This is a genomic window from Labedella endophytica, assembly GCF_003990045.1.
Lineage (GTDB): Bacteria > Actinomycetota > Actinomycetes > Actinomycetales > Microbacteriaceae > Labedella > Labedella endophytica.
Window position 1 is genome coordinate 1267735 of the sequence record NZ_RZGZ01000002.1, and the last position, 23314, is coordinate 1291048.

Consider the following 23314-nt stretch of genomic DNA (forward strand, 5'->3'; position numbering starts at 1 on the left):
AGTTCTCCCCGCCCCTGGATATGAAAAACGGTGATGGTGCGCGTCTCGACGCGCACCATCACCGTTTTCAGATCCCCGGAGGGATGGAGACGTGCGGGTTACTCGTAGAGCACCGCCGCGATCTCCTCATCCGTCATGTTGTCCGCGTCGTAGAAGAAGTAGCCCGTGTCGATGACCTCTTCGGGCGTCTCCCCGTTGATCGCGTCGAAGGCCGCCTGCACGGTCTCCGCACCGATGCCGATGGGGTTCTGCGTGATCGCGCCGGCCATGAGGCCGTTCGTGATCGCGTCCATCTGAGCCTTGCCGGAGTCGAAGCCGATGACCGTGAGGTCGTCGCCCGTCAGGCTGAGCTCGGTGAGCGCGTTGACCACGCCGACGGCCGATCCCTCGTTGGTGCCGTAGATGCCTTTGAGGTCCGGGTGCGCCGCGATCATGGCCTTCGCGATGTCGGCCGACTTCAGGTGGTCGCCGTCGCCGTACTGGATGTCGACGATCTCGATGTCCGGGTACTCGGCCTCCATCTGGTCGACGAAGCCGTCACGGCGCTCGACGCCCGTGGAGTTGATCTGGCTGTGGCCGACGATCGCGACCTCACCCTCTCCGCCCATGAGCTCGGCCATGTGGTCGGCCGCGAGCGCACCGGCACCGAGGCTGTCCGTCTTGGCGATGCTGACGGGCACGTCGGAGTCGCAGCCCGCGTCGAACTGGACGACCGGGATGTCCGCGGCGCCGGCGGCGTCGATGAGCGGGATGCAGGCTTCGGGGTCGAGAGCGGCGTACGCGATCGCGTCGGGGCTCCTGTCGATGGCCGCCTGCAGCATCTGCAGCTGCGCGTCGACCTCGGTCTCGGACGCGGGGCCCTCGAACGTGATGGTGACACCGAGCTCCTCGGCTCGCTGCTCCGCACCGGTCTTCACGGCCTGCCAGAACTGGTGCTGGAAGCCCTTGGAGATCATCGCGATCTCGATTCCTTCCCCACCGCCCGCGTCGCCACCGCTTCCGGCGTCTCCGCCCTGGGCGCAACCGGCGAGTGCGACGACGGCGATCGCTGCGGCCGCGAGGACCGACATCTTCTTACGGTTCTTCATCGAAACTCCATTGTTCTCGGGTGCCAGCACCGCTGCTGGACTCTTTACGTTAGGTGGTGCGTGAGGCGTTTGACAGGGCTGGGCCATGTAGATACAGGATTGTTACCTTCCCTGTAACGGCGGGCCAGAAACCGATTTCAGTTTTGTTCGACGATCGCCGGTCGGTGCCTCGACCGACCGGCGCTCCGCTCGTCTTGCGAGAGGGCGGATCAGGCTTCGCGTCGGCGACGCAGCGAGTCCGTGAAGACCGCCACGAGGATGACGATGCCGACCACGACGTTCTGCCATTCCGTCTGGATCGACAGGATGCGCAGACCGTTGATCAGGACGCTCATGATGAGCGCACCGATGAGTGTGCCGAGGATCGATCCACGACCACCGAGCAGCGACGTGCCGCCGATGATGACGGCGGCGATCGCCTGCAGCTCGTAGCCCGTTCCGAGCTGCGGCTGCGCCGACCCGAGTCGGGCCGCGATGACGACACCGGCGATACCGGTGAAGATTCCCGCGACGGTGTAGATGAGGATGGTCCACTTGCGCGTATTCACGCCCGACAGCCGCGTCGCCTCCTCGTTGGAGCCGATCGCGAACGTGTAGCGGCCGAGGATCGTCTTGCTCAGCACCACATAGGCCACGAGGGCGCAGAGGAAGAGGATGAGCACGGCGTTCGGCAGGCCGGGGATCAGGGTGCCGAGGGCGATGTCCTTGAAGGCCTGCTCGGCGAAGTAGATCGGGGCGACACCCGAGATCACGAGGGCGAGACCCTGCGCGATGAGCATCATCGCGAGCGTCGCGATGAACGGGGGCAACCCGAGGAACGTGATGTTGAAGCCGTTGATGAAGCCCATGAGCGCGCCGGTGGCGATGCCGCCGATGACGCCGACGACGAGCGGCAGCCCCATGTTCGTGATGAACACGCCCGTCATGACCGCGCAGAGCGTCATGCCGGTACCGATCGACAGGTCGATGCCGCCTGTGATGATCACGAACGTGGTGCCGACGGCGAGGATGCCGATGACCGCGGTCGAGAGAAGGATGCCCGAGATGTTGCTCACGGTGAAGAAGCTGCTGCTCGACACCGAGAAGAAGATGATGAGCACGACGAGCGTCGCGAAGGCGAGCGACTGCTGCAGCTGGCTGCGGAGCACCTGTCCGATTCCGCGGCGTTCAGCGCCGCCCGGCGGGTTGATCTGCTCGGGGTTCTTCGCCGACGGTGTCGGCGTGGGGGGCGTGGAGGTGGTCATCGGTGATCTTTCTCTCCAGGGACGGCGGGACGGATTCGGGTGAAGGTGGGGGTCGTCATTCGTGGCCTCGCGTCGCGAGCTCCATGATCGTGTTCTGGGACGCCTTCTCGTTGTCGAGGAAGCCCGTGATCCGCCCCGTGGCCATGACGGCGATCCGGTGCGACAGGCGCAGGACCTCCGGCAGCTCCGAGGAGATCACGATGATCGACTTCCCCCGAGCGGCGAGGTCGGTGAGCAGGGCGTAGATCTCGTCCTTCGCCCCGACGTCGATGCCGCGGGTGGGCTCGTCGAAGATGAGGATGTCGCAATCGCGTTCGAGCCACTTCGCGATGACGACCTTCTGCTGATTGCCTCCCGAGAGCAGCTTCGTGACCTGCTGCACGGACGGCGTCTTGATCTTCAGCTGGTCGACGTAGCGCTTGGCGACGTTGCGACCCTTCGCGGGCTGCATGAAGCCGAGGGCGTTGCTGAAGTTCGGCAGCGACGGGAGCAGGATGTTCTCGCTCACCGTCTGACCGAGCAGGAGACCGAGCGACTTGCGGTCCTCCGAGAGGTAGCCGATCCCGTGACGCACGGCGTCGGTCGGCTTCGTGATGGAGACGACCTTCCCGTTCACCGTGATCGTCCCGCTCGTCCTCGGGTCGGCGCCGATGATCGCGCGGGCCACCTCGGTGCGACCGGCGCCCATGAGGCCGGCGAAGCCCAGGATCTCCCCACGACGCAGCTCGAAGCTCACGCCGTTGATGAAGTTGCGGGTGCTGAGATCCTCCACCTTGAGGACGACGTCGTTGTCGTGGGTGTCGATCGCCGTGGGTCGCGCGTTCTCGTCGATGTGGCGGCCCACCATCATCTCGATGATCGTGGGCACGTCGAACGAGCCCTTCGCGAGGGTGCCGACGTAACGACCGTCGCGGATCACGGTGACGCGGTCGGCGATGCGGCCGAGCTCCTCCATGCGGTGCGAGATGTAGATGATGCCGGTGCCGTCCGCCTTCAGCCCCTCGATGAGACGGAAGAGCGTCTCGCTCTCGGAGGCGGTGAGCGACGACGTGGGCTCGTCCATGATGAGCACCTTCGAGTCGACGGAGAGCGCCTTCGCGATCTCGACCATCTGCTGCTTCGCGACCGTGAGCTCCCCCACCTCCTGGCGGGGGTCGAGGTCGATGCGCAACCGAGCGAGCAGCTCCGCCGTCTTCTTGTTGAGGGCGCGCTCGCGGAGGGCGAAGCCGCCGAGGCTGCGCGGCTCACGCCCGATGTAGATGTTCTGCGCCACCGTGAGGTGGGGCATGAGGTTCATCTCCTGGTGGATGATCGAGATGCCGAGCGCCTGCGCCGCGCGCGGGCCCTCGATCTCCACGGGGCGACCCTCGAACGAGATCGTGCCCTCGTCGCGCGTGTAGATGCCCGAGAGGATCTTCATGAGGCTCGACTTGCCCGCGCCGTTCTCGCCCACGAGGGCGAGGACCTCGCCGCGGTCGAGCTCGAACTGCACGTCCTTGAGCGCCTGCACGCCCGGAAAGCTCTTGCTGATGCCCTGGACTTCCAGCAATTTGGTCGTCACGATGCTCCCTGCTTCGTTCGAGAGATTGCGGCTTCTGTCGGCGGTTCCGACGGACTCAAGCGACACGGTCGCTCACGTCCCCTCGGGCGTCCGGGGCGAAGTTGTATCTCAATGTATCTAAACCGTCCGCACCTGCATAGTGTGGAAGCGAACCTCCGACGTTTCCCGGATCATCGACGATCCCCGAGAAAGGACCACTCCCGTGCAGATCGGCGTCCACGCCCTCGTTTTCACCGGAACCTTCGACCAGGCGGGCATCTCCGCGGCCGTCGAGAGGACGGCGAGAGCGGGGTTCGACCTCATCGAATTCCCCCTCATGGATCCGTTCGCCTTCGACCGGGAGCACGCCGCTCGCGAGATCGCCTCCCACGGCATCGCGGCGACGGCATCGCTCGGGCTGAGCGAGCAGACCGATCTCACGAGCCCCGATCCCGCCGTGCGCGAGGCCGGCGAGACGCTCCTCGCCGAGTGCCTCGACATCGTGCACGCGCTCGGGTCGACCGAGCTGTGCGGTGTGCTCTACAGCGCGATGAAGAAGTACGTGACCCCGCCCACGAGCGAGGGCCGCGCGGCGAGCGCCGCGGCGATCGGGCGACTGGCCGACAAGGCCGCCGGCCTCGGCATCACCCTGTCGCTCGAGGTCGTCAACCGCTACGAGACGAACCTCCTCAACACCGGCCGACAGGCGCTGCGCTTCCTCGAGGACGTCGACCGCGACAACGTGCGCGTCCACCTCGACACGTACCACATGAACATCGAGGAGTCGGATCTCGTCCAGCCCGTGCTCGACGTCTCCGAGCGCCTCGGCTATGTGCACATCGGCGAATCGCACCGGGGCTACCTCGGCAGCGGGACGGTCGACTTCGACGCGTTCTTCCGCGGACTGGCGCGGATCGACTACGACGGCCCCGTGGTCTTCGAGTCCTTCTCGTCCACCGTCGTGAGCGAGACCCTGAGCAACACGCTCGGCGTGTGGCGCAACCTGTGGGACGACGGGGACGACCTCGCGGCGCACGCGAACCGCTTCATCCGCGACCGGCTGCGCTCTGTCGAGACGATCGCACTGCACTGACGCACGGGAGCCCGGGCTCCGCGTCGGCGCGCGCATCAACTGCCACCCGCCGCAGGGCCCGGGGCGCCGGGAAGGGAGCCCGCTGCCGGGTGACCGACGACGCCCTTGCGCAGGATCGCGTTGCCGTACTTCCGGGTCTCACCCGTGCGGACGACGAGGTACGCGGGTGCGGCCTCGTCGTAGAACGCGAAGCGCTCGACGAAGCGCACGTCGTCCCCGCTCGCGCCCGCTGCGGCCATGAGTTCGCGCTGCACGTCGAGGACCTCGCCGTCGGCCGACTCCATGAGGTCGAGCCCCGGGGCGTCGTCGAGCGGCACGACCGAGCGGATCGCGGCGAGAACGCGCGGGGAGGCGAGGGTCGGGAGATCGACGACGCGCGCGCCGATGCGATGGGCGGGGAAGTGGGCGTCTGCGACCACCACGGAGTCCGAGTGGCCCATCGCGTCCAGGTGGAGCAGGAGCTCCCCCGTGAGGACAGGGTCGATGCCTTCGAGCACGGTCACTCTCCTTCGAGCGGTCGGATGTTTCCGATGGTAATTGGGTCGCGCAGGTGCGTCGGACGGAATCCGGTCACGATTCGGTTGCGGTCGTTCCGGAGGTGATTCGATTCATTTCGATCGGAAACGATCTGGTCGTCGAGCACGCGGAGTGGCGGTCACGAGACGACGAGCCCCTCGGCCGCGAGCCGATCCCAGAGCTCCTCGGGAACCGGCGCGGCCATACGTTCGGCGTTCTGGCGGATCTGCTCCGGCCGGCTCGCCCCGATCACCACGGTGCGCACGAGGGGATGCCGCGACACGTAGTGCAGCGCGGCCTGCGGGAGCGGCACACCCACGTCCGCCGCGGCCGCCGCGATCGCGGACACGCGCTCGAAGACGTCGTCCGGGACGGACCCGTACTCGTACCGCCCCTCCCGGCTCGGCACGTCCTGAGCGAGGAGACCGGAGTTGAAGACCGACGCGACGACGACCCCTACGCCGTTGCGCTCGCACGCGGGGAAGACGTCGATCGCGGCGGGCTGCTCGGCGAGGGTGTACCGGCCGGCCACCATCAGGAGGTCGACGGCGCCGGTCTCGGCGGACGCCACGAGCGCCTCCGTCGTCATCGAACCCACGCCGACGGCGGTCACGACCCCCTCGTCCCGCAGCGCTGCGAGCGCGGGGATCGCGACGTCGAGCCCCTGCCGCAGCGAGTGGCGCTCCGGGTCGTGGAGATAGAGCACGTCGATGCGGTCGAGCCCGAGTCGCTCGAGCGACTCCTCGACACTCCGGCGCACCCCGTCCGAGGTGAGGTCCCACTCCCGGCGGAGGTCGGCCGGGACGTGGAAGTCGTTCTCGAGGTCGAGGTCACCGGCGCCCGCGGGGTTCGGCCGCAGCAACCGGCCCACCTTCGTGGACAGCACGAACTCGTCGCGTGGCTTCGAGCGGAGGAATGCCCCGAGCCGCCGCTCCGACAGGCCGAGCCCGTAGTGCGGCGCGGTGTCGAAGGAGCGGATCCCCGCCTCCCAGGCCGCGTCGAGCACCGCATGCGCCTCGTCGTCCGTGAGCGCACGGAAGAGGTTGCCCACGTTCGCGGCTCCATACGTGAGGTCGCCGAACGGGACGGCGGTCGCGGCGGGCCGCAGTCGAACCGTCACCGGATCGCCTCGACGGCGTCGTCCTCGGGCGAGAAGGTGAACTCGACGCGGGTCGCCTCGAGCATCTCGCTCCCGCCGCCCGGGGTGGTCGGCGGCCAGTACGCGCCGTGGTGCACGTCGACGGGGGTCACGAAGTGCTCGTGGAGGTGGTCGACGAACTCGATGACCCGGCCGTCTGTCGTGCCCGAGAGCGCGACGGTGTCGAACATCGAGAGGTGCTGCACGGCCTCGCACAGGCCGACGCCGCCGGCGTGGGGGCAGACCGGGACGCCGAAGCGGTGGGCGAGGAGCAGGATCGCGATGTTCTCGTTGACGCCCGCGACGCGCGTCGCGTCGATCTGGAGCACGGCGAGCGCGTCCGCCTGCAGGAACTGCTTGAACATCACCCGGTTGGCACCGTGCTCCCCCGTCGCGACGCGGATGGGTGCGACCCCGCGGGCGATCGCCGCGTGGGCGAGGATGTCGTCCGGATTCGTGGGTTCCTCGATCCAGGCCACGTCGAACTCGGCGAGCGCGTTGACCCACTCGATCGCGTCCGCGACGTCCCAGCGCTGGTTCGCGTCGATCGCGATGGCGATGTCGGGACCCACGGCCTCGCGGGCGAGGCGCATACGACGGATGTCGTCCTCGAGGCTCGCGCCCACCTTGAGCTTGATCTGGGGGAACCCGTCGGCCACGGCCTCCTTCGCGAGCCGGACGAGCTTCTCGTCGGAGTAGCCGAGCCAACCGGGCGTGGTCGTGTAGGCGGGGTAGCCGTTCGCGATCAGCGCGGCCTCGCGCTCCGCGCGTCCGGGGACGGCGTCGCGGAAGATCGCGAGAGCATCCTCCGGGGTGATCGCGTCCGAGAGGTAGCGGAAGTCGACGAGCTCCACGAGCTGTTCCGGCGTCATGCGGGCGAGCAGCTGCCAGAGCGGCAAGCCCGCGCGCTTCGCCTTGAGGTCCCAGAGCGCGTTCACGACGGCGCCGATCGCCATGTGCATGACGCCCTTCTCCGGGCCGAGCCAGCGGAGCTGCGAGTCGTAGACGAACTCGCGCCACGTCGCCCCCATGTTCTCGAGCAGGTCCTCGACGTTCCGTCCCACGAGGTGCCCGCGGAGGGCATGGATCGCCGCGACCTGCACGTCGTTGCCGCGGCCGATCGTGAAGACGAATCCGTGCCCTTCGAGACCGTCCTCGGAGTCCGTCCGGATGACGAGGTAGGCGGCGGAATAGTCGGGATCCGCGTTCATCGCGTCCGAGCCGTCGAGCTGCTGCGAGGTGGGGAACCGGATGTCGGTCGTGTCGATGGCGGTGACGATGCTCACGGACGAGTCTCCTTCGTTGGATGCTGCGAGCATAAACATCGGATGTCTATAGTGTCAATTGCGGCACCCGACGCCTTCCGGGATCGAATCACCCGTTTGTCGCCGGTAGAGTTCTGATGTTCGGATACTCCCGCCGACCTTCCGCCGTCCGCGGCGTCGACACCGCAAAGGATACGCAAACGATGAAGTTCGCCCGCCTCGGTCCCCTCGGCCACGAGAAGCCCGTGCTCATCGACGGCGATGCCGTCTTCGACCTCTCACCGCTCACGCGCGACATCGACGGCGATTTCCTGTCAGGCGACGGACCGGCGCGCGCCGCGGAGGCGCGCGCGAACGGCACCCTCGACGAGGTGGCCGACGCCGACTCGCTGCGGATCGGCGCCCCCATCGCGCGGCCGAGCGCCGTGGTCTGCATCGGGATGAACTACGCGGCCCACGCGGCGGAGTCCGGTTCAGCGCCTCCCGAGATCCCTGTGGTCTTCCTCAAGGTGCCCAACACCGTTGTGGGACCGAACGACCACGTGCACATCCCGCGTCGCAGCGAGAAGACCGACTGGGAAGTGGAGCTCGGCATCGTCATCGGGAAACGCGCGAGCTACCTCGACTCCCCCGCCGACAGCGTCGCCCACATCGCCGGCTTCGTGACCGCCAACGACCTCTCGGAGCGAACGTTCCAGCTCGACGAGTCGGGCGGACAGTGGTCGAAGGGCAAGATCGCGCCGGGTTTCAACCCCACGGGGCCGTGGCTCGTCACCCCGGAGGACGTGGACTACCAGAACCTCCGCTTGCGCAGCTGGGTGAACGGCGAGCCGCGCCAGGACTCCTCGACGGCCGACCAGATCTTCGGCGTGGACCACATCGTGTGGCACCTCAGCCAGTACATGACCCTCGAACCGGGCGACCTCGTACTCACCGGCACCCCCGAGGGCGTCGCGCTCTCCGGGCGCTTCCCCTACATCCAGCCGGGCGACGTCGTCGAGATCGAGATCGACGGACTGGGTCGGCAGCGCCAGGAGTTCAGCGCCGCTCCCTGATCGGGGCGGCCGGTTTCACACGCGACGACGATCTCACAACGCAAGGAAGAAGGAATCATGGGCGATTTCGACGGGCTCGTGGCTGTCGTCACGGGCGGAGCCTCCGGCATCGGCGCGGCGATCGCGGCGCGACTGGCCGATGACGGGGCGCGCGTGGCCGTGCTCGACCTCGCGGCGTCGACCGATACGCGGCACCTCTCCGTGCGGGCCGACGTCTCCGACGATGCATCGGTGCGGGAGGCGATCGAACGGGTCGTCGACGAGTTCGGACGCCTCGACGTGGTCGTCAACAACGCGGGGATCGGCGCGCAGGGCACCGTCGCCGACAACGACGACGCCGAGTGGACGCGCGTGTTCGACATCAACGTGATCGGGATGGCCCGCGTCTCCCGTGCGGCGCTCCCGCACCTGCGGGAGTCCCCCGCGGCCGCGATCGTGAACACGGCGTCGATCGCGGCGACGGCCGGACTCCCCCAGCGGGCCCTCTACAGCGCATCGAAGGGTGCCGTTCTCGCGCTCACCCAGGCGATGGCGGCGGATCACATCCGCGAGGGCATCCGCGTGAACTGCGTGAACCCGGGCACCGCGGACACCCCGTGGGTGGGCCGCCTGCTCGATTCGGCGAGCGACCCCGAGGCCGAACGCGCGGCACTCGAGGCGCGGCAACCGCACGGTCGGCTCGTCTCCGCCGACGAGGTCGCCGACGCGGTCGCGTACCTCGCGAGCCCGCGCGCCGGTTCGACGACCGGTGTCGCCCTCGCGGTCGACGGCGGGATGCAGGCGCTCCGCCTCCGTCCCCTCTCCTGACCTCCTCACGTCGCACCCCGCGCGCTGCTCCTTTCCCCGCTCCCCCTTCGCTCCCTCGCATTTCACCCAGCGCTACAGCTCCAGCCCACCGCTACACGATTTCGTGGCGCGCTCGGCGGAGGGTGTAGCGCTCGGCGATTCGGTCGACGCGCTGTGGCAGGGTGAAGGCATGAGCGAACCGCGGATCGCGTCGATCGTCCGGTACCCGGTGAAGGGCCTGCCCGGGGTCGTCGCCGGGGGCGCCGTGGCGCTCGAGCCGGGGCGCGGACTGCGATGGGACCGGAGCCACGCGATCGAGAACGGTCGCGTGCGGATCGAGGCGCCGGCGGCCTGGAACTCCCGCGAGGGCTACTTCCATGTGGCCCGGCATGAGGAGATCGTGCGCTTCGGTGTCGTTCTCGACGATGCAGAAGGCGACGCTCCCACGCTGACGCTCACGGCGCCCGACGGGCGCTCGGCGAGCGGGGCGCTCGGCGAGGCGGTGGGCGATGGGGCGCCGGGTGAAGCGACGGACAAGACCTCCGATCACGCGACGGACGAAGACGGCGCGATCGGCGCACTCCTCCGCGACACGCTCCCCGCCGGAGCGTTCGGCTCCCCGCGCCTCATCCGTTCCGGCGCGACCGGGCTGTGGGACTGGCCGGAGGCACACCTGTCGTTCATCAACCTCGCGACCGTTCGGGCGCTCGAGGAGGCGGCCGGCGCCCCGGTCGACCCGCGGCGCTTCCGCGGCAACATGCTGCTCGGGGACCTTCCCGCGTGGGGCGAGCTCGGGCTCCTGGGGCGACGGTTCCGCATCGGCGGTGCCGTGCTCGAGTTCTTCCAGCCGACCGACCGCTGCCGCGCCACCACGATCGACCCCGTCGCGGGCGTGTCCGACCTCAACGTTCCGGGGCTCCTCGCCAGCCGGTTCGGGCATATGTACTGCGGCGTCTACGCGCGCGTCGTGTCGGCCGGAGCCGTGCGCGCGGGCGACCGTCTCGAGGCGCTCGACGGTGGAACCCGCTCGACGCGGGTGGACGGCGAGCCGGGGTGGCCGCGCACCGGGCGGATCGTCTCCCGCGAGCCGGCGGGGGCCCGGTCGGAGAGCTTCTGGATCGAGGACCCGACCGGGCTCGTCGGAGCGGCGCTGCCCGGCCAGCACCTGCGCGTGCACCTCGCGGACGAGGCGGCGCCGTCGTGGCGCTCGTACACGATCTCCGCCACGAGCCCCGGCCGCGCACGCATCACCGTGCGGCGCGACGGCCGCATCTCGTCAGCTCTCCACGATCGGGCGGTCGTCGGGTCGGGCCTCGTCCTCTCGGGCCCGTTCGGCGACGTGACGCTCGATGTCGCACGCACCGCCGATTCCGGCACAGCGACGGCTCCCCGTCCTGGCACGCCCGGCGCCGACACGCCTGCCCCCGATTCCCGCGGCGAGCGCGATCTGGTGCTCGTGAGCGCCGGGTCCGGCATCACCCCGACCGTCGCGATGCTGCACGCCCTCGTCGTCGCCGGCTCCCGACGGCGGGTCCGTGTCCTGCACGTCGAACGCACGGCAGCGGACCTCGCCCTGTGGGACGAGGTGACCGGCGCGTGCGCCGCACTCCCCGACGCCGGTGCCGCGCTGCATCTCAGCCGGGCCGCGGAATCATCCCCGACCTCCGGTTCCGCCCCCTCCCCCGCCGACACCCGCATCGGCCGCCCCACCGCGGAGGACGTGCTCGCGACCATCGCGGACATCGATCCGTCGTCCGTCGATGTCTTCGTCTGTGGGCCTGCCCTCTTCACAGCCGAGGTGCGGCTGACGCTCGAGGGGGCGGGGGTACCGGCGGAGAACGTGCGCGCGGAGGTCTTCTACTCCCCCACGGCTGCGGAACTCGCGGAGCCGCGCGATCCGTCGAGCGCCGGTCCGCACCGAATCCGCGTCGGCACCGCGGAGGCGCGATGGCGCCCGGCATCCGGATCGATCCTCGACGCCGTCGAGGGCGTCGGCCAGGACTGGCCGAGCGGCTGCCGCGTCGGCGCCTGCGGCACATGCGTACGGAGGCTCGTGAGCGGGAGTATCGAATACCTCGTCGACCCGATCGTGCCGCCGCCGGCCGGGTCCGTGCTCGTCTGCTGCTCGGCCCCGACGAGCGACGTGGAGTTCGCAGCGGAGGTCTGAATCGGCGGGTACTGCCGGCTCGGCCCGTGGGCTAACCCCCGCCCGCTCGGGGAGGCCGCCGGATGGGGCGCGGTGAGCGATATCGCGAGGCTTGAGTCATCCCCACCGAGCCGCGCGTTCTCCGGGATGATGGAGCTGTTCCGTCGTCCACCCGGATGCGCCTCGCCCGGTCGCCGTGAACCGAGGAGACCCCATGACAACCGACACCGCCACCGATACCGCCGTCCATTCGGAGGACACCGACTCCCCGGAGACCGTCGCCGTTCCGCCTCCCGCGCGGTTCAACCCCCTCGCCGCCTACGGGCGCCTCTGGCGGAACGTGCCGCTCGAACTCGTGTTCCTGCTTCCCACCCTGCCGATCGTGATCTTCGGTTTCGTCGCGGCGGTCACGCTTTTCAGCTTCGGCGTCGGCACCGTCATCATCTACATCGGCATCTTCGTCCTCTTCGCGATGCTCTACGTGGCGCGAGCGCTCGGCGCCTTCGAGCTCCTCCGCCTCCGCGCGGCGGGCATGCCACGCATCGAGGCGCCCCGCTGGCCGGTCCGATCGAACGAGGGGTTCTGGAAGAACCTCGTCCGCCCGTTCACGGACCCGCACTCGTGGTTGCACCTCGTGCACATGGGGATCGTGAACCCCGTCATCGGCACGATCACGTGGGCCGTCTCCTTCGCCTGGGTCGTCGGCGGAGTCGCCGGGGTCTTCTCCTGGGTGGTCCCCGGCGACAGCGGCAACTGGGTGTGGATCGCTCAGACGTTCCCGCAGTTCTCCTCAGAGGACGCCCGCGTCGTCGACGACCTCTTCCAGGTGGGAATCGGGGTCGCACTCGTCGCCACCCTGCCGTTCGTGACCCGCGGACTCACGCTCGCGCACTACGGCATCGCCCGCCTCATGCTCGCGCGGTTCCGCAGCGAGGACCTCGAGGAGCGCGTCGCCGAGGTGCAGGCCACCCGGACCGCGGCCGCGGCGGCCGAGGGGACCGCACTCCGCCGCCTCGAGCGCGACATCCACGATGGGCCGCAGCAGCGCCTCGTGCGCCTGCAGATGGACATCGCGGCGGCCGAGCGCCAGCTCGACACCGACCCGGAGAAGGCGCGCGCCCTGCTCGCCGAGGCCGCCGGGCACTCCCGCGACGCCCTCGACGAGCTGCGGGCCCTCTCCCGCGGCTTCGCACCGCCGATCCTGCTCGACCGCGGACTCATCGCGGCTCTCGAATCGCTCGCGGCGCGCGGCGCGGTGCCCACGGACGTCCGCGCATTCGTGCCGGCGGAGATAGCTGTACCGGACGAGGTCGAGCGGGCCGCGTACTTCGTGGCGAGCGAGGCGACAGCCAACGTCGCGAAGCACGCGGGGGCGCGGCGCGCGTCCATCACCCTCGAGGTCGTTCCGGGCAACGAGGGCTCCCGCTGGCTCCGTCTCGTCGTGGGCGACGACGGTCGCGGGGGCGCGCAGGCGGTGCCGGACCACGGTCTCGCGGGACTCGACGAGCGGGTGCGCGGTGTCGGCGGCCGGCTCGACGTGTGGAGCCCCGCGGGCGGCCCGACGACGGTCACCGCGACCCTCCCCCTCCCCGCCCTCCCCGCCCACACGTGACCCCTCTCACCCCCCTGAAAACCTCGTCTGTGCTCGAATATTCGTGCACAGACGAGGTTTTTAGGTATGGGAGTGTGGGGGATGTGAAGAGGACATTGCGCGTGATCGTCGTGGACGACTCGGTACTGCTGCGCGAGGGGCTCGTGCGGCTCATCGAGGAGGCGGGGCATCGTGTGGTCGGCTCGGCCGGTTCCGGGGACGAACTGCACGATCTCCTGACCCGGATCGAGGCGGACATCGTCCTCCTCGACGTGCGGATGCCGCCGACCTTCCGCGACGAGGGGGTCACGGCGGCGCTGCGCGTGCGCACCGAACATCCAGCCGTCGGGATCCTGCTGCTGTCCCAGTACGTCGAGGTCGCCTACGCGCGCGACCTGCTGGGCTCGGGTCGCGGCGGCGTCGGCTACCTGCTCAAGGACCGCGTCTCCTCCCTCGCCGAGATCGAGGACGCGATCGAACGGATCGCCGACGGCGGCACCGTGCTCGACCCCGAGGTCGTGTCGCAACTGCTCGGACGGCGACGCGATCCGCTCGACGCCCTCACCGCGCGCGAACGCGACGTGCTCGAGCTCATGGCCGAGGGGCGCACCAACGTGGCGATCGCCGCGGCGCTCTTCGTGGGTACCGGAGCGGTCGAGAAGCACGTCACGTCGATCTTCCAGAAGCTCGGCCTCGAGGACTCCGGCACCGATCACCGCCGTGTCCTCGCCGTCGTCACCTACCTCCAGCGCTGACACCCCAAGATGATCGCGATTCAGCACGAAATTCGATGCCGTCTCGCGATCTTCTTGGGGTGAGGGAGGGGAGACGTCAGACGGCGTTGCGGCGAGCGACCTCGCCGAGCCACGCGAGCGACGGCTTCGGGTGACGCTCGAAGGTCTCGCGATCCACACCGATGAGGCCGAAGGTCGGGCGGAAGCCCGAGGCCCACTCGTAGTTGTCGAGAGCGCTCCAGTGCAGGTAGCCGCGCACGTCGATACCGTCGGCCATCGCCGCGTGCAGTCCGCGGAGGGCTCCGTCCGTGTAGGCGACACGGCGGGTGTCGTCCGCCGTCGCGATGCCGTTCTCCGTGACGAGCACGGGCACACCGCCCGACAGCTCCCATGCGCTGCGCACTCCGAGCTCGAGCGCCTGCGGGAAGAACTCCCAGCCCGTGAGCGTCGTCTCGACGTCATCTGCGACGGGGAGCGGCCCCTCCGGGCCGATGAACGTGCGGGTGTAGGCCTGCACGCCCACGAAGTCGTCGCCGCGGGCGGCCTCGAGGTACCAGTCGTCGCGCGGATAGCCGTACTCGCGCATCTTCTCGTCGGCCCCTGGTTCGCCGTTCGAGCGGAACGCCTGCGTCGCGACGGTCCAGCCGGACTGGATCTGCGGCAGCTGCGAGAGCACCGAGCGGGCGCGCTTATGGGAGTCGAGGAGGGCGTCGGCGACGCCGAGGTCCGGGTTCGGCAGGCCGTAGGCGACGAGGTTCGCCGCGTCCTCCCCGCCCGCGAGCATCGCAGCGATGTTCGGTTCGTTGATCGTGCAGACGTAGCGCACGCCCTCGGAGACGATCGGAAGGGCGGTCTCGACGAAGCGCTGGAAGAGCTCGGGTGCCTCCGGGTTCCGCCAGAAGCCCGCCTCGAACATCCACCGCGGCACGGTGAAGTGCAGGAGCGAGACGACGGGCTCGAGGCCGAGTTCGATCGCCGTGTCGCGCATGCGGCGGTAGTGGTCGATCGCCGCCCGCGAGATGAATCCGCGCTCCGGCTCGATGCGGGCCCACTCGATACTGAAGCGGTACGACGTGAGGCCCGCGTCCGCCAGGATCTTCATGTCCTCGCGGTAGCGGTGGTAGTGGTCGACGGCGTCGCCCGAGGGCTCCACGATGCTCGTGCCGGGCGTGTGCTCCTTGAGCCACCAGTCGTTCGAGACGTTGCCGCCCTCGACCTGGTGGGCGGCGGTGGCGGCTCCCCAGAGGAAGCCGTCGGGGAATTGGACGGACTGCTGGTCGCTCACGCGGACCTCTTTCGTGTTCTTTCCACACCGCGAAGTGCGGACTTTGGTCGTCAAATCGGGTCGGAAGGGGACGAAAGTCCGCACTTCGCGGAGTTGGAGCGCAGGGCTTAGAGGGAGGAGTAGAAGGTCGTAAGGGTGTCGAGGGTGGCCTCGGGGGCCTCGGCCTGCGGGGAGTGGGCGCCGCCCGGGATCACGGCGTAGCGGGCACCGAGGCGCTCAGCCATGTCGCGCTGCCACTCGATCGGCCACTTGTCGTCGTGCTCGCCGTGCGCCACGAGGACGGGGACGCCCGTCGCCCGGAGCGCGTCCGTCGTGTCCTCCTCCGAGCGCAGGAGCGCGGCCCCCTGGAGGAGGTTCTCGTCGGCCGTCGCGGCGGCGCGGTGACGGAAGAACGCCTCGAAGGCGCCGATCTCCTCGTCGCTCGCGTCCACCTTGTCGGGATTGTCGCGCTGCCAGAGCCCGAGGCTTCCGACCTTCGAGACCGTCTCGCTCGTCTCGTCGTGTCGCCCGGGCCAGCCCTTCGGCCCGCTGCAGAGCATCGTGAGGCTCGCGAACGCGCTGGGATCCCGGAGCACCGCGGCGCGCGCGACGACCCCGCCGAGGCTGTGTCCGATGAAGTGCACCGGTGCTCCGGCTCCGACGATTCCCGCGACCTCGACCGCATCGGTGGCGAGCACATCGAGGGAGTAGTCGTCGTCCGCGGGGCGCGCCGAATCGGCCTGCCCGCGCTGGCTGTACGCCCACGCGTCGTATCCCGCGTCCGCGAGACGCGGCAGGATCTCGTGCGCGTCCTCCTTCGACCCGGTGAAGCCGGGCACCCAGAGCACGACACCACGCGAGACACCCGACGGCCGCGCACGCAGCGTCGTGAGCACGCCCACACCGGTATCGAGGGCGAACGCGTCGCTCCCCGGCCGCATCGGCATCCCGCCGAAGTGCGCGATCGGCGTCACACCGCTCACGCGACGTCCTCGCGCAAGCGGCGGGGGTTCGGCACGGCGTCGAGGAGGCGGACGGTGTACTCGTCCTGCGGATTCCGCAGCACCTCGCTCGTGACGCCGCGCTCGACGACCTTGCCGTCGTGCAGCACCATGATGTCGTCCGTCACGAGCCGCGCGCTCAGCAGGTCGTGGGTGATGTAGAGAAGGCTCACTCCCCACTTCTCGCGGAGGTCCTCGAGAAGGGCGAGCACACCGGCGCGCAACGACACGTCGAGCATCGAGACGGGCTCGTCCGCGATGAGCACCTGCGGGTCGCTCGCGAGGGCCCTCGCGATGACCACACGCTGACGCTGGCCGCCCGACAACTGGTGCGGCAGCTTCTGCGCGAAGGTCTCGGTCGGCGTCAGCCCCACGGTCGTCAGCAGGTCGTGGAGGCGGGCGCGGGCGTCGTCGCCGCGGAGGTCTGTCATGTTCCGGATGGGCCGCGAGAGCGTGTACTCCACGGTGTGCAGCGGGTTGAGCGCGGAGTACGGATCCTGGAACACCATCTGCACGTTGCTGCGCAGATCGCGCAGCCCCTTCGCCCGCAGCCGCGTCACGTCGACGTCGCCGAAGCGCACGTCGCCCTGCGTCGGCTTCTCGATGCCCGTGATGAGCTTCGCGAGTGTGGATTTGCCGCTGCCGGACGCCCCCACGAGAGCGAGCGACTGGCCGGGCTCGAGCGTGAAGGACACGTCGTCGAGCGCGCGGACGGGCTTCTCGCCGCGGCGCGGCGGCGGGTAGACCTTCGAGACGCCGTCGACGACGATCGCGGAGTCCGCCGAACGCACACTGCGCGTGACGACGGCGGCGTCGCCGGCCTCGGCGCGGGGCCGCGTGGTGCCGGGCTCGGCTCCCGAACGCCGAGCGGGGAAGCCCGGCAGTTCGACGACCTCGGCGCGCGGATCGGCGTAGTGGCTGAGGAGCATGCGCGTGTAGTCGTCCTGCGGCCGCTCGAGGATGTCGCGGCTCGCGCCGTCCTCCACGATCCGACCCTCGTGCATCACGAGCACGCGCTGCGTCGCCTCGAGCACGATCCCGAGGTCGTGGCTGATGAGGATCGCCGTGAAGTTCTCCGAGGCCTGCAGCGACTGGATCGTGTCCATCACGGCGTGCTGTACGAGCACGTCGAGCGCCGTCGTCGGCTCGTCGAACACCATGAGCTGCGGCTCGAGTGAGAGCGCGAGCGCGATCGAGACGCGCTGACGCATCCCGCCCGAGAGCTCGCCGGGGTAACGCGCGAGCACCGACGGATCGAGTTCGACCTTGCGGACGAGCTCCGCCGCCCTCGCCTCACGGTCCGCCTTCGCCACGTGACCGTGGGCGCGGAAGATGTCCATGAAGTGGTTGCGGATGGTGCGCACGGGGTTGAGCGCGTTCATGCCCGACTGCAGCACCATCGCGAAACCGCCCTGGCGCTGCGTGCGCAGGGTCTCCGTGTCGAGCTCGCGGATGTCGGAGCCGTCGAAGAAGATGTTGCCGCCGTTCGTGCGCGCCGGCGGCTTCTGCAGCCGCGTGAGCGCGAAGCCCAGCGTGGACTTGCCGGATCCCGACTCGCCCACGAGACCGACGAACTCACCGCGCTTCAGCGTGAAGCTCACGTCGTCGACCGCCTGGACGGGCGCAGCCCCGGCGCTCTCGTAGATGACGGAGAGATCGCGGACATCGAGGAGTACGTCGCCGTCCGCCCGGTCGCGCTTCGGGTTCGTGGAGGTCATTTCGTGGCCTTTCCGTCACGGAGACGCGGATTGCTCACGGCGTCCACTCCGAAGTTGATGAGCGTGAGGCTGAGCGCGAGGAGCGCGATACAGAGACCGGGGGCGAACAGCAGCGCCCACTGGCCGGTGAGGAGGGCGTTCGAGTTCTGCGCCCAGTAGAGCATCGTGCCCCAGCTGACGATGCTCGAGTCGCCGAGTCCGAGGAACTCGAGGCCGGCCTCCGCGAGGATCGCGGCCGTCGCGGCTCCGAAGAGGCTGCCCACGATGAGCGAGGTCATGTTCGGCAGGATCTCGCGGAAGACGATGCGCGGGGCGCGCTCCCCGGAGAACTGCGCGGCCGTCACGAAGTCGCGACCGCGCAGGGACTGCGTCTGGCTGCGGAGCACGCGGGCACCCCACGCCCAACCGGTCACGACGATGACCGCGATGATCATCAGGATGCCGCCGTTCTGCAGGTATGCGGCGATCACGATCATGAGCGGCAGGCCGGGGATCACGAGGAAGAGGTTGACGATGAAGCCGACCACCTCGCTCGCGAAGCCCTTGAGGTAACCCCAGCTGAGGCCGATCGCGACGGCGATGAGTGTCGAGAGCACGCCGGCCGCGAGGCCCACCAGGATCGAGATCCGCGCACCGAAGATGAGCTGGCTGAGCACGTCCTCTCCGGCCGCGGTCGTGCCGAGCCAGTGCGCACCCGTCGCGTCGAGGTTGCGGTCGAAGGACGTGTCCTTCGGGTCGTAGGGGGCGAGGAGCGGGGCGAAGATCGCAACGAGCACGAAGAGCCCGAGGATCACGATGCCGACACGGGCCTTGCCGTTCGACCAGACCACGCCGAGCGTGCGGCTGAACGAGCGCCAGCGGCTGGTCGCCGCGACGGCTCCGTCCGCTGCACCGTCCGTGGGGATTCTGACATTCTGCGTTGACGTCATCGGCGGGTCCTTGGGTCGAGTACGCCGTACAGGATGTCGACGAGGAAGTTGGCGATGAGCACACTCACGGTGATCATCAGGAAGAGGGCCTGCATGAGCGGGTAGTCCTGTCCGATGACCGCGTTGAACAGGAGGTAGCCGATGCCCGGGTAGCCGAACACCTGCTCCACGAGGATCGAGCCGCCGACCACGCCACCGAGCGCGAGCCCGAATCCGGTGAGGTTCGGGAGGATCGCGTTCCGGGCCGCGTAGCGGATGGCCACGGTGCCGCCGCGGAGGCCGTTCGCCTCCGCGAAGGTGACGTAGTCGTCGCCGAGCGTGTTGATCATCGCGTTGCGCATGCCGATGATCCAACCGCCGAGGCTCGTCAGGAGGATCGTGAGGGCAGGCAACGCCGCGTGGAGGAGCGCGTCGCCGAGGAAGGCGAACGAGAACGCCGGGGTCGTCGTGGCCGAGTAGGCGCCCGTCGTGGGGAACCAGTGCAACACGTAACCCAGGAAGAAGAGCAGGAGCAGCGCGGTCCAGAAATACGGGAACGTGCTCATGAAGCTGCCGCTGAGCGTCGGGAGCGAATCGAGCCAGGTTCCACGCTTCCAGGCCGCGGCCACACCGATGAGCGTGCCGAGCACGAACGCGAGGATCGTCACGATGCCCACGAGGATGAGCGTGTAGGGAAGTGCCGTGCTGACCATGCTCGACACGGTCTGCGGGTAGAACGTGTACGAGACGCCGAAGTCGAGCGTGACGACCTGGCGGAGGTAGGACGCGTACTGCTCCCACAGGCTGCCGTCGGGCACACCGAGCTGGGCCTCGATCGCGGCGCGCGTGGCCTCGGTGACGGGACCGTTCTGCGCGAGCTTCGCGATCGCGGCGTCCGCCGGGGAACCGGGCATGAGCCGCGGGAGGAAGAAGTTGAGCGTCACGGCCGCCCAGAGCGTGAGGACGAAGAGACCGAGCTTTCCTGCGATGTATTTCACTGGTCGTCCTCCTTCACGAGCTTCAGCCGCGTGAAGATCAGCAGCGGCGCCGAGTCGTAGTTCTGCGGTGCCATGTAGGGGTCCTCTGCGCTCGGCCATCCGGTGAACTTGCGATCGCTGAACAGGCCCCACGATCCGCCGTAGTAGAGGCCGATCACGGGCAGGTCGTCGTAGACGATGTTCTGCAGCTGCTGGCTGAGCTCGACCTGGCGGTCGGGGTCGGGAGTGGCCTTCAGCTCGGCGAGGATCTCGTCGGCCTCCGGGTTCTGGTAGCGCTCGAAGTTGTTCTGGGTGGCCTCGCCGACGGGCACGTAGAACTCGCTCGACAAGAGGCTGTTGAAGGCCTGGTAGGCGTAACCGCCGCCCATCCCGCCGATCGCGACCTCGAAGTCGCCGTTGCTGATGGCCTGCTGGTAGCCCGCGGGCTGCGGCAGGCTGAGGCTCACGTCGATGCCGATCTGCCCGAGCTGACGCTGCACCTCCTGCGCGGCCCTCGTCCAGTCGGAGTAGCCGTTCGCCGTGGTGAGTGCGAAGGAGAACTGCTGCCCGTCCGGTCCGACGAGCTGGTCGCCCTGGAGCGTGTATCCCGCCTTCTCGAACTCCGCGAGAGCGGCGTCCGTGTCCTGCTCGATCATGCCCTGGTTCGGGATCGACGGGTCGAGCTGGTCTTCCTGGTTGGGCAGGATGAGTCCCGTCTGACCGGCGGGCTCCATGTAGCCCTCCGTCGCCGACTCGGCGATCGAGCCGCGTTCGAGGGCGAGGGCGATGCCGCGCCGCACGTTCACGTCGTCGAACGGGGCGACCTCGTTGTTCGGCATGAGGCCGATGATGCCGACGGGCGGGAACCAGAACTCGTTCTCGTCGCTCGCGGCACCCCACGTCCCCTCGACGTCCGAGATGAAGGAGTACGCCCAGTCGTAACCGCGTGTGACGGTGTCGAGCTGGGTGTTCGTGGCGGGGAGGATGAGGTGCTCGATCTCGATCGAGTCGGCCTGCCAGTAGTCCTCGTTCTTGTCCATCGAGTACTGCTGCTGGTTGTAGTTGCCGAGGGTGAACGGACCGGACCCGATCGGGTCCTCGTTGCGCCACGTGCTCGGGTCGTCGACGTCCGCCCAGATGTGCTCGGGGACGATGTACGTGGCGCCGATGATCGTGAGGGCGGGCACGTCGTCCGTGAGGAGCTCGAACGTGACGGTGTCACCGTCCACCTCGACGCTCTCGATGTGCTGCCACGCGCCCTTGATGTCGATCGCCGGATACTCCTTGAGCATCTCGAACGTGAAGGCGACGTCGTCGGCCGTGAGGGGCTCACCGTCGCTCCACTCGACACCGTCGCGGATCGTCATCTGGATCGTGTCGGCGTCCGGCAGGCTCCACTCGGTCGCGAGCCAGGGCGTCTGCGCGTTGTCGAGCGGGTTGATCATGATGAGCGGCTCGTACATCCACCGCGACGCGGTTCGCGTGTTGGTGAGGTACGGGTTGAAGTTGCGGTCGAAGAGCGGGTTGCCGCGGTCCGCGTTGATCAGCATCGTGTCGTCGGGGATCGTGGGATCCGGCTGCGACGTGACCTGGATGCTGCACCCCGTGGCGACGAGCACGGCCGCAGCGCCGACGGCGACCGCGGCGAGGGCTCGGCGGCGCAGGGAGCGGCGGGAACGTGGCTGCGATCCGGGTGGTCGAGCGGTGGGGGAGGTGAATGACACGGTGTCGAATCCTCATGTCGTCGTCGTCACGAGGCAGTCCGAGGGCTGCGCTGCGCCGGACGGGGGTTCCGTCCGTGGATGCCCCAACTGTATGCGCATACATCCTTCCCTCGCAACCCTCCCCCTCCCCAGGAGGCTACTCCCGAGCGAGGGCGCCACTTAGAGCTGGCGCCCTCGCTGGCGAACTGGCGCCCTCGGAGCGATCGCCACTCCGTCCACGTCACCCCGCCGAGAACATCAGCTCGTCGAGCCGCCGATGCGAGGGCGCCACATAGAGGCTGAGGGCGCCACGTGCACGTGGCGCCCTCGCTCGGGACTAGCCCCTTGGGGTGGGGGGCCCTGGGGTGGTGGACTCGCGGACCAGCACCTTGACCGGGAGGCGGAGGGTGACGGGAGGCTGGGACGGGTTCGCGAGGCGCTGGGTGAGGACGTGCACGGCCGCGCGGCCGAGGTCCTCCATCGGCTGCTCGACCGTCGTGAGCCGCGGCTCGGAGTGACGGCCGGCGTCGATTCCGTCGAATCCCGCGACCAGGACCCGACGAGGCACGTCGACCCCGTGGTCGCGGAAGGCGTCGAGGATGCCGAGAGCCATCTGGTCGTTGGCGCAGATGACCGCGTCGGGGATATGCCCGCTGGACGCGAGCGAGGACCCGATCACGCGAGCCCTCTCACGGGAGAACTCGGCGCTGACGACGCTCAGCCCGGGGCGGTCCGCGACGGCCCGCGCCGAGAGAGCCTCGGAGAATCCGTCGAAGCGTTCGGCGTCGTCGGGCGTCGACGCGACACCGCGCACGTAGAGCACCCCGTCGATCTCGCGCGTGTCGAAGACGTGGTCGGCGAGCGCCCGCATGCCGGCACGGTTGTCGACGCTCACGTGATCGAACTCGTCGTCGCGGCGCGGACCGGCGATGAGCACCACGGGGATGCGGCGCGCGATGTGTTCGAGCATCTCGTCGGGCACGCTGCCGGCGAGCACGGCGAGCCCGTCCACCCGCCCGGCGATGTCGGACACGATCGACAGGGAGTCCTCGCCACGGCCGACGCCGACGAGGAGGACGAGACCGTTCCGCCACGCCTCGATCTCGGCGCCCCGCAGCACCTCGTCGAAGTAGAGGAGATCGGACCCGGTCGCGTCCTCCGCCGGCGGATCGGCGACGACCGGAACGGCCCCGCTGCGGTCGGGCACGAAGGCCGTCGTCTCGCGCATCGCGTCGAAGTCCGGGAAGAAGAGACCGACCACGCCGGTGCGGCGGGCGGCGAGACCGCGCGCACTCGCGCTCGGCACGTAACCGAGCGCCTTCACGGAGGCGAGGACGCGCTCGCGCGTGGAGTCGCGGACATCGCCCGGGCGCCGGAGGACCCGCGAGACGGTGGCGATCGAGACGCCCGCGTGCTCGGCGACGTCGTACACCGTGGTCGCCTTCGCGCCCATGCCCCCACCCCCGATCATCGCCCCGCCGTCGTCCGCATCATCCTAAGCTCCCCCTCCACCCGCCTCTCCCCCCTGAAAACTTCGTATGTGCTCG

At 69.2% G+C, this 23314-nt stretch carries 19 protein-coding genes; 6 read left to right on the forward strand and 13 right to left on the reverse strand.

From position 1 onward, the window contains the following. Positions 1 to 98: 98 nt before the first annotated feature. From ELQ94_RS09450 to ELQ94_RS09460, 3 genes are all read right to left on the reverse strand, one after another. Entirely contained in the window at positions 99 to 1088 is a 990-nt protein-coding gene (locus ELQ94_RS09450) for an ABC transporter substrate-binding protein (RefSeq protein ID WP_127049463.1), read from the reverse strand. Positions 1089 to 1297: 209 nt separating this feature from the next. After that, a complete protein-coding gene (locus ELQ94_RS09455) occupies positions 1298 to 2332 on the reverse strand; it encodes an ABC transporter permease (RefSeq protein ID WP_127049465.1) in 1035 nt (344 codons plus the stop codon). Between the two features lie 55 nt (positions 2333 to 2387). Continuing rightward, a complete protein-coding gene (locus ELQ94_RS09460; RefSeq protein ID WP_127049467.1) occupies positions 2388 to 3893 on the reverse strand; it encodes a sugar ABC transporter ATP-binding protein in 1506 nt (501 codons plus the stop codon). Between the two features lie 202 nt (positions 3894 to 4095). Between ELQ94_RS09460 and ELQ94_RS09465 the strand changes: the two genes are divergently transcribed. Beyond that, the gene (locus ELQ94_RS09465) at positions 4096 to 4965 is read left to right on the forward strand and encodes a sugar phosphate isomerase/epimerase family protein (protein WP_127049469.1); all 870 of its coding nucleotides are present in this window, start codon (positions 4096 to 4098) and stop codon (positions 4963 to 4965) included. A gap of 35 nt (positions 4966 to 5000) precedes the next feature. On the opposite strand, the gene ELQ94_RS09470 is transcribed toward ELQ94_RS09465, so the two are convergent. The 3 genes from ELQ94_RS09470 to ELQ94_RS09480 form a co-directional block, all read right to left on the reverse strand. Beyond that, positions 5001 to 5468, reverse strand: a complete 468-nt coding sequence (locus ELQ94_RS09470) for an RbsD/FucU family protein (protein WP_243696941.1) — start codon at positions 5466 to 5468, stop codon at positions 5001 to 5003. A gap of 152 nt (positions 5469 to 5620) precedes the next feature. Beyond that, positions 5621 to 6601, reverse strand: a complete 981-nt coding sequence (locus tag ELQ94_RS09475; RefSeq protein ID WP_243696942.1) for an aldo/keto reductase — start codon at positions 6599 to 6601, stop codon at positions 5621 to 5623. After that, positions 6598 to 7905 (reverse strand): L-fuconate dehydratase, encoded by a 1308-nt coding sequence (locus ELQ94_RS09480; protein WP_127049473.1) that lies wholly within the window; start codon positions 7903 to 7905, stop codon positions 6598 to 6600. The genes ELQ94_RS09475 and ELQ94_RS09480 overlap by 4 nt, the downstream gene beginning before the upstream one ends. A gap of 182 nt (positions 7906 to 8087) precedes the next feature. On the opposite strand from ELQ94_RS09480, the gene ELQ94_RS09485 reads away from it, so the two are divergent. From ELQ94_RS09485 to ELQ94_RS09505, 5 genes are all read left to right on the forward strand, one after another. After that, positions 8088 to 8939 (forward strand): fumarylacetoacetate hydrolase family protein, encoded by an 852-nt coding sequence (locus tag ELQ94_RS09485; RefSeq protein WP_127049476.1) that lies wholly within the window; start codon positions 8088 to 8090, stop codon positions 8937 to 8939. 57 nt (positions 8940 to 8996) lie between these two features. After that, positions 8997 to 9746 carry an SDR family NAD(P)-dependent oxidoreductase gene (locus ELQ94_RS09490; protein ID WP_127049478.1) on the forward strand — a complete coding sequence of 250 codons (750 nt, stop codon included), beginning with the start codon at positions 8997 to 8999 and terminating at the stop codon, positions 9744 to 9746. 169 nt (positions 9747 to 9915) lie between these two features. Beyond that, positions 9916 to 11892 (forward strand): MOSC domain-containing protein, encoded by a 1977-nt coding sequence (locus tag ELQ94_RS09495; protein WP_127049480.1) that lies wholly within the window; start codon positions 9916 to 9918, stop codon positions 11890 to 11892. 193 nt (positions 11893 to 12085) lie between these two features. Continuing rightward, complete coding sequence (locus tag ELQ94_RS09500; RefSeq protein WP_127049482.1) at positions 12086 to 13483, forward strand: sensor histidine kinase; 1398 nt, start codon at positions 12086 to 12088, stop codon at positions 13481 to 13483. Positions 13484 to 13578: 95 nt separating this feature from the next. Then, positions 13579 to 14217, forward strand: coding sequence for a response regulator transcription factor (locus ELQ94_RS09505; protein ID WP_127050251.1), 639 nt, complete (start codon positions 13579 to 13581; stop codon positions 14215 to 14217). A gap of 76 nt (positions 14218 to 14293) precedes the next feature. Here the strand turns inward: ELQ94_RS09505 and ELQ94_RS09510 are convergent, their stop codons facing one another. The 7 genes from ELQ94_RS09510 to ELQ94_RS09540 form a co-directional block, all read right to left on the reverse strand. Further along, positions 14294 to 15481 carry a glycoside hydrolase family 1 protein gene (locus ELQ94_RS09510; protein WP_127049486.1) on the reverse strand — a complete coding sequence of 396 codons (1188 nt, stop codon included), beginning with the start codon at positions 15479 to 15481 and terminating at the stop codon, positions 14294 to 14296. A 107-nt stretch (positions 15482 to 15588) separates the two neighbouring features. Further along, the gene (locus ELQ94_RS09515; protein ID WP_127049488.1) at positions 15589 to 16443 is read right to left on the reverse strand and encodes an alpha/beta fold hydrolase; all 855 of its coding nucleotides are present in this window, start codon (positions 16441 to 16443) and stop codon (positions 15589 to 15591) included. Next, a complete protein-coding gene (locus tag ELQ94_RS09520) occupies positions 16440 to 18179 on the reverse strand; it encodes an ABC transporter ATP-binding protein (protein ID WP_127049490.1) in 1740 nt (579 codons plus the stop codon). The genes ELQ94_RS09515 and ELQ94_RS09520 overlap by 4 nt, the downstream gene beginning before the upstream one ends. Next, positions 18176 to 19108: an ABC transporter permease gene (locus tag ELQ94_RS09525; protein ID WP_127049491.1), complete on the reverse strand. Its 933-nt coding sequence runs from the start codon at positions 19106 to 19108 to the stop codon at positions 18176 to 18178. Before ELQ94_RS09525 ends, ELQ94_RS09520 begins: the two co-directional genes overlap by 4 nt. Beyond that, positions 19105 to 20085, reverse strand: a complete 981-nt coding sequence (locus ELQ94_RS09530; RefSeq protein ID WP_127049493.1) for an ABC transporter permease — start codon at positions 20083 to 20085, stop codon at positions 19105 to 19107. Before ELQ94_RS09530 ends, ELQ94_RS09525 begins: the two co-directional genes overlap by 4 nt. Then, positions 20082 to 21788, reverse strand: coding sequence for an ABC transporter substrate-binding protein (locus ELQ94_RS09535; RefSeq protein ID WP_243696943.1), 1707 nt, complete (start codon positions 21786 to 21788; stop codon positions 20082 to 20084). The genes ELQ94_RS09530 and ELQ94_RS09535 overlap by 4 nt, the downstream gene beginning before the upstream one ends. A 316-nt stretch (positions 21789 to 22104) precedes the next feature. Beyond that, the gene (locus tag ELQ94_RS09540) at positions 22105 to 23238 is read right to left on the reverse strand and encodes a LacI family DNA-binding transcriptional regulator (protein WP_243696944.1); all 1134 of its coding nucleotides are present in this window, start codon (positions 23236 to 23238) and stop codon (positions 22105 to 22107) included. Positions 23239 to 23314: the final 76 nt, after the last annotated feature.

Bases quoted from the DNA above. Each gene is read 5' to 3' on its own strand.
- ELQ94_RS09495 (WP_127049480.1), top strand. From the start codon at position 9,916: ATGAGCGAACCGCGGATCGCGTCGATCGTCCGGTACCCGGTGAAGGGC.
- ELQ94_RS09455 (WP_127049465.1), bottom strand. From the start codon at position 2,332: ATGACCACCTCCACGCCCCCCACGCCGACACCGTCGGCGAAGAACCCC.
- ELQ94_RS09490 (WP_127049478.1), top strand. From the start codon at position 8,997: ATGGGCGATTTCGACGGGCTCGTGGCTGTCGTCACGGGCGGAGCCTCC.
- ELQ94_RS09485 (WP_127049476.1), top strand. From the start codon at position 8,088: ATGAAGTTCGCCCGCCTCGGTCCCCTCGGCCACGAGAAGCCCGTGCTC.
- ELQ94_RS09520 (WP_127049490.1), bottom strand. From the start codon at position 18,179: ATGACCTCCACGAACCCGAAGCGCGACCGGGCGGACGGCGACGTACTC.
- ELQ94_RS09540 (WP_243696944.1), bottom strand. From the start codon at position 23,238: ATGATCGGGGGTGGGGGCATGGGCGCGAAGGCGACCACGGTGTACGAC.
- ELQ94_RS09525 (WP_127049491.1), bottom strand. From the start codon at position 19,108: ATGACGTCAACGCAGAATGTCAGAATCCCCACGGACGGTGCAGCGGAC.
- ELQ94_RS09500 (WP_127049482.1), top strand. From the start codon at position 12,086: ATGACAACCGACACCGCCACCGATACCGCCGTCCATTCGGAGGACACC.
- ELQ94_RS09450 (WP_127049463.1), bottom strand. From the start codon at position 1,088: ATGAAGAACCGTAAGAAGATGTCGGTCCTCGCGGCCGCAGCGATCGCC.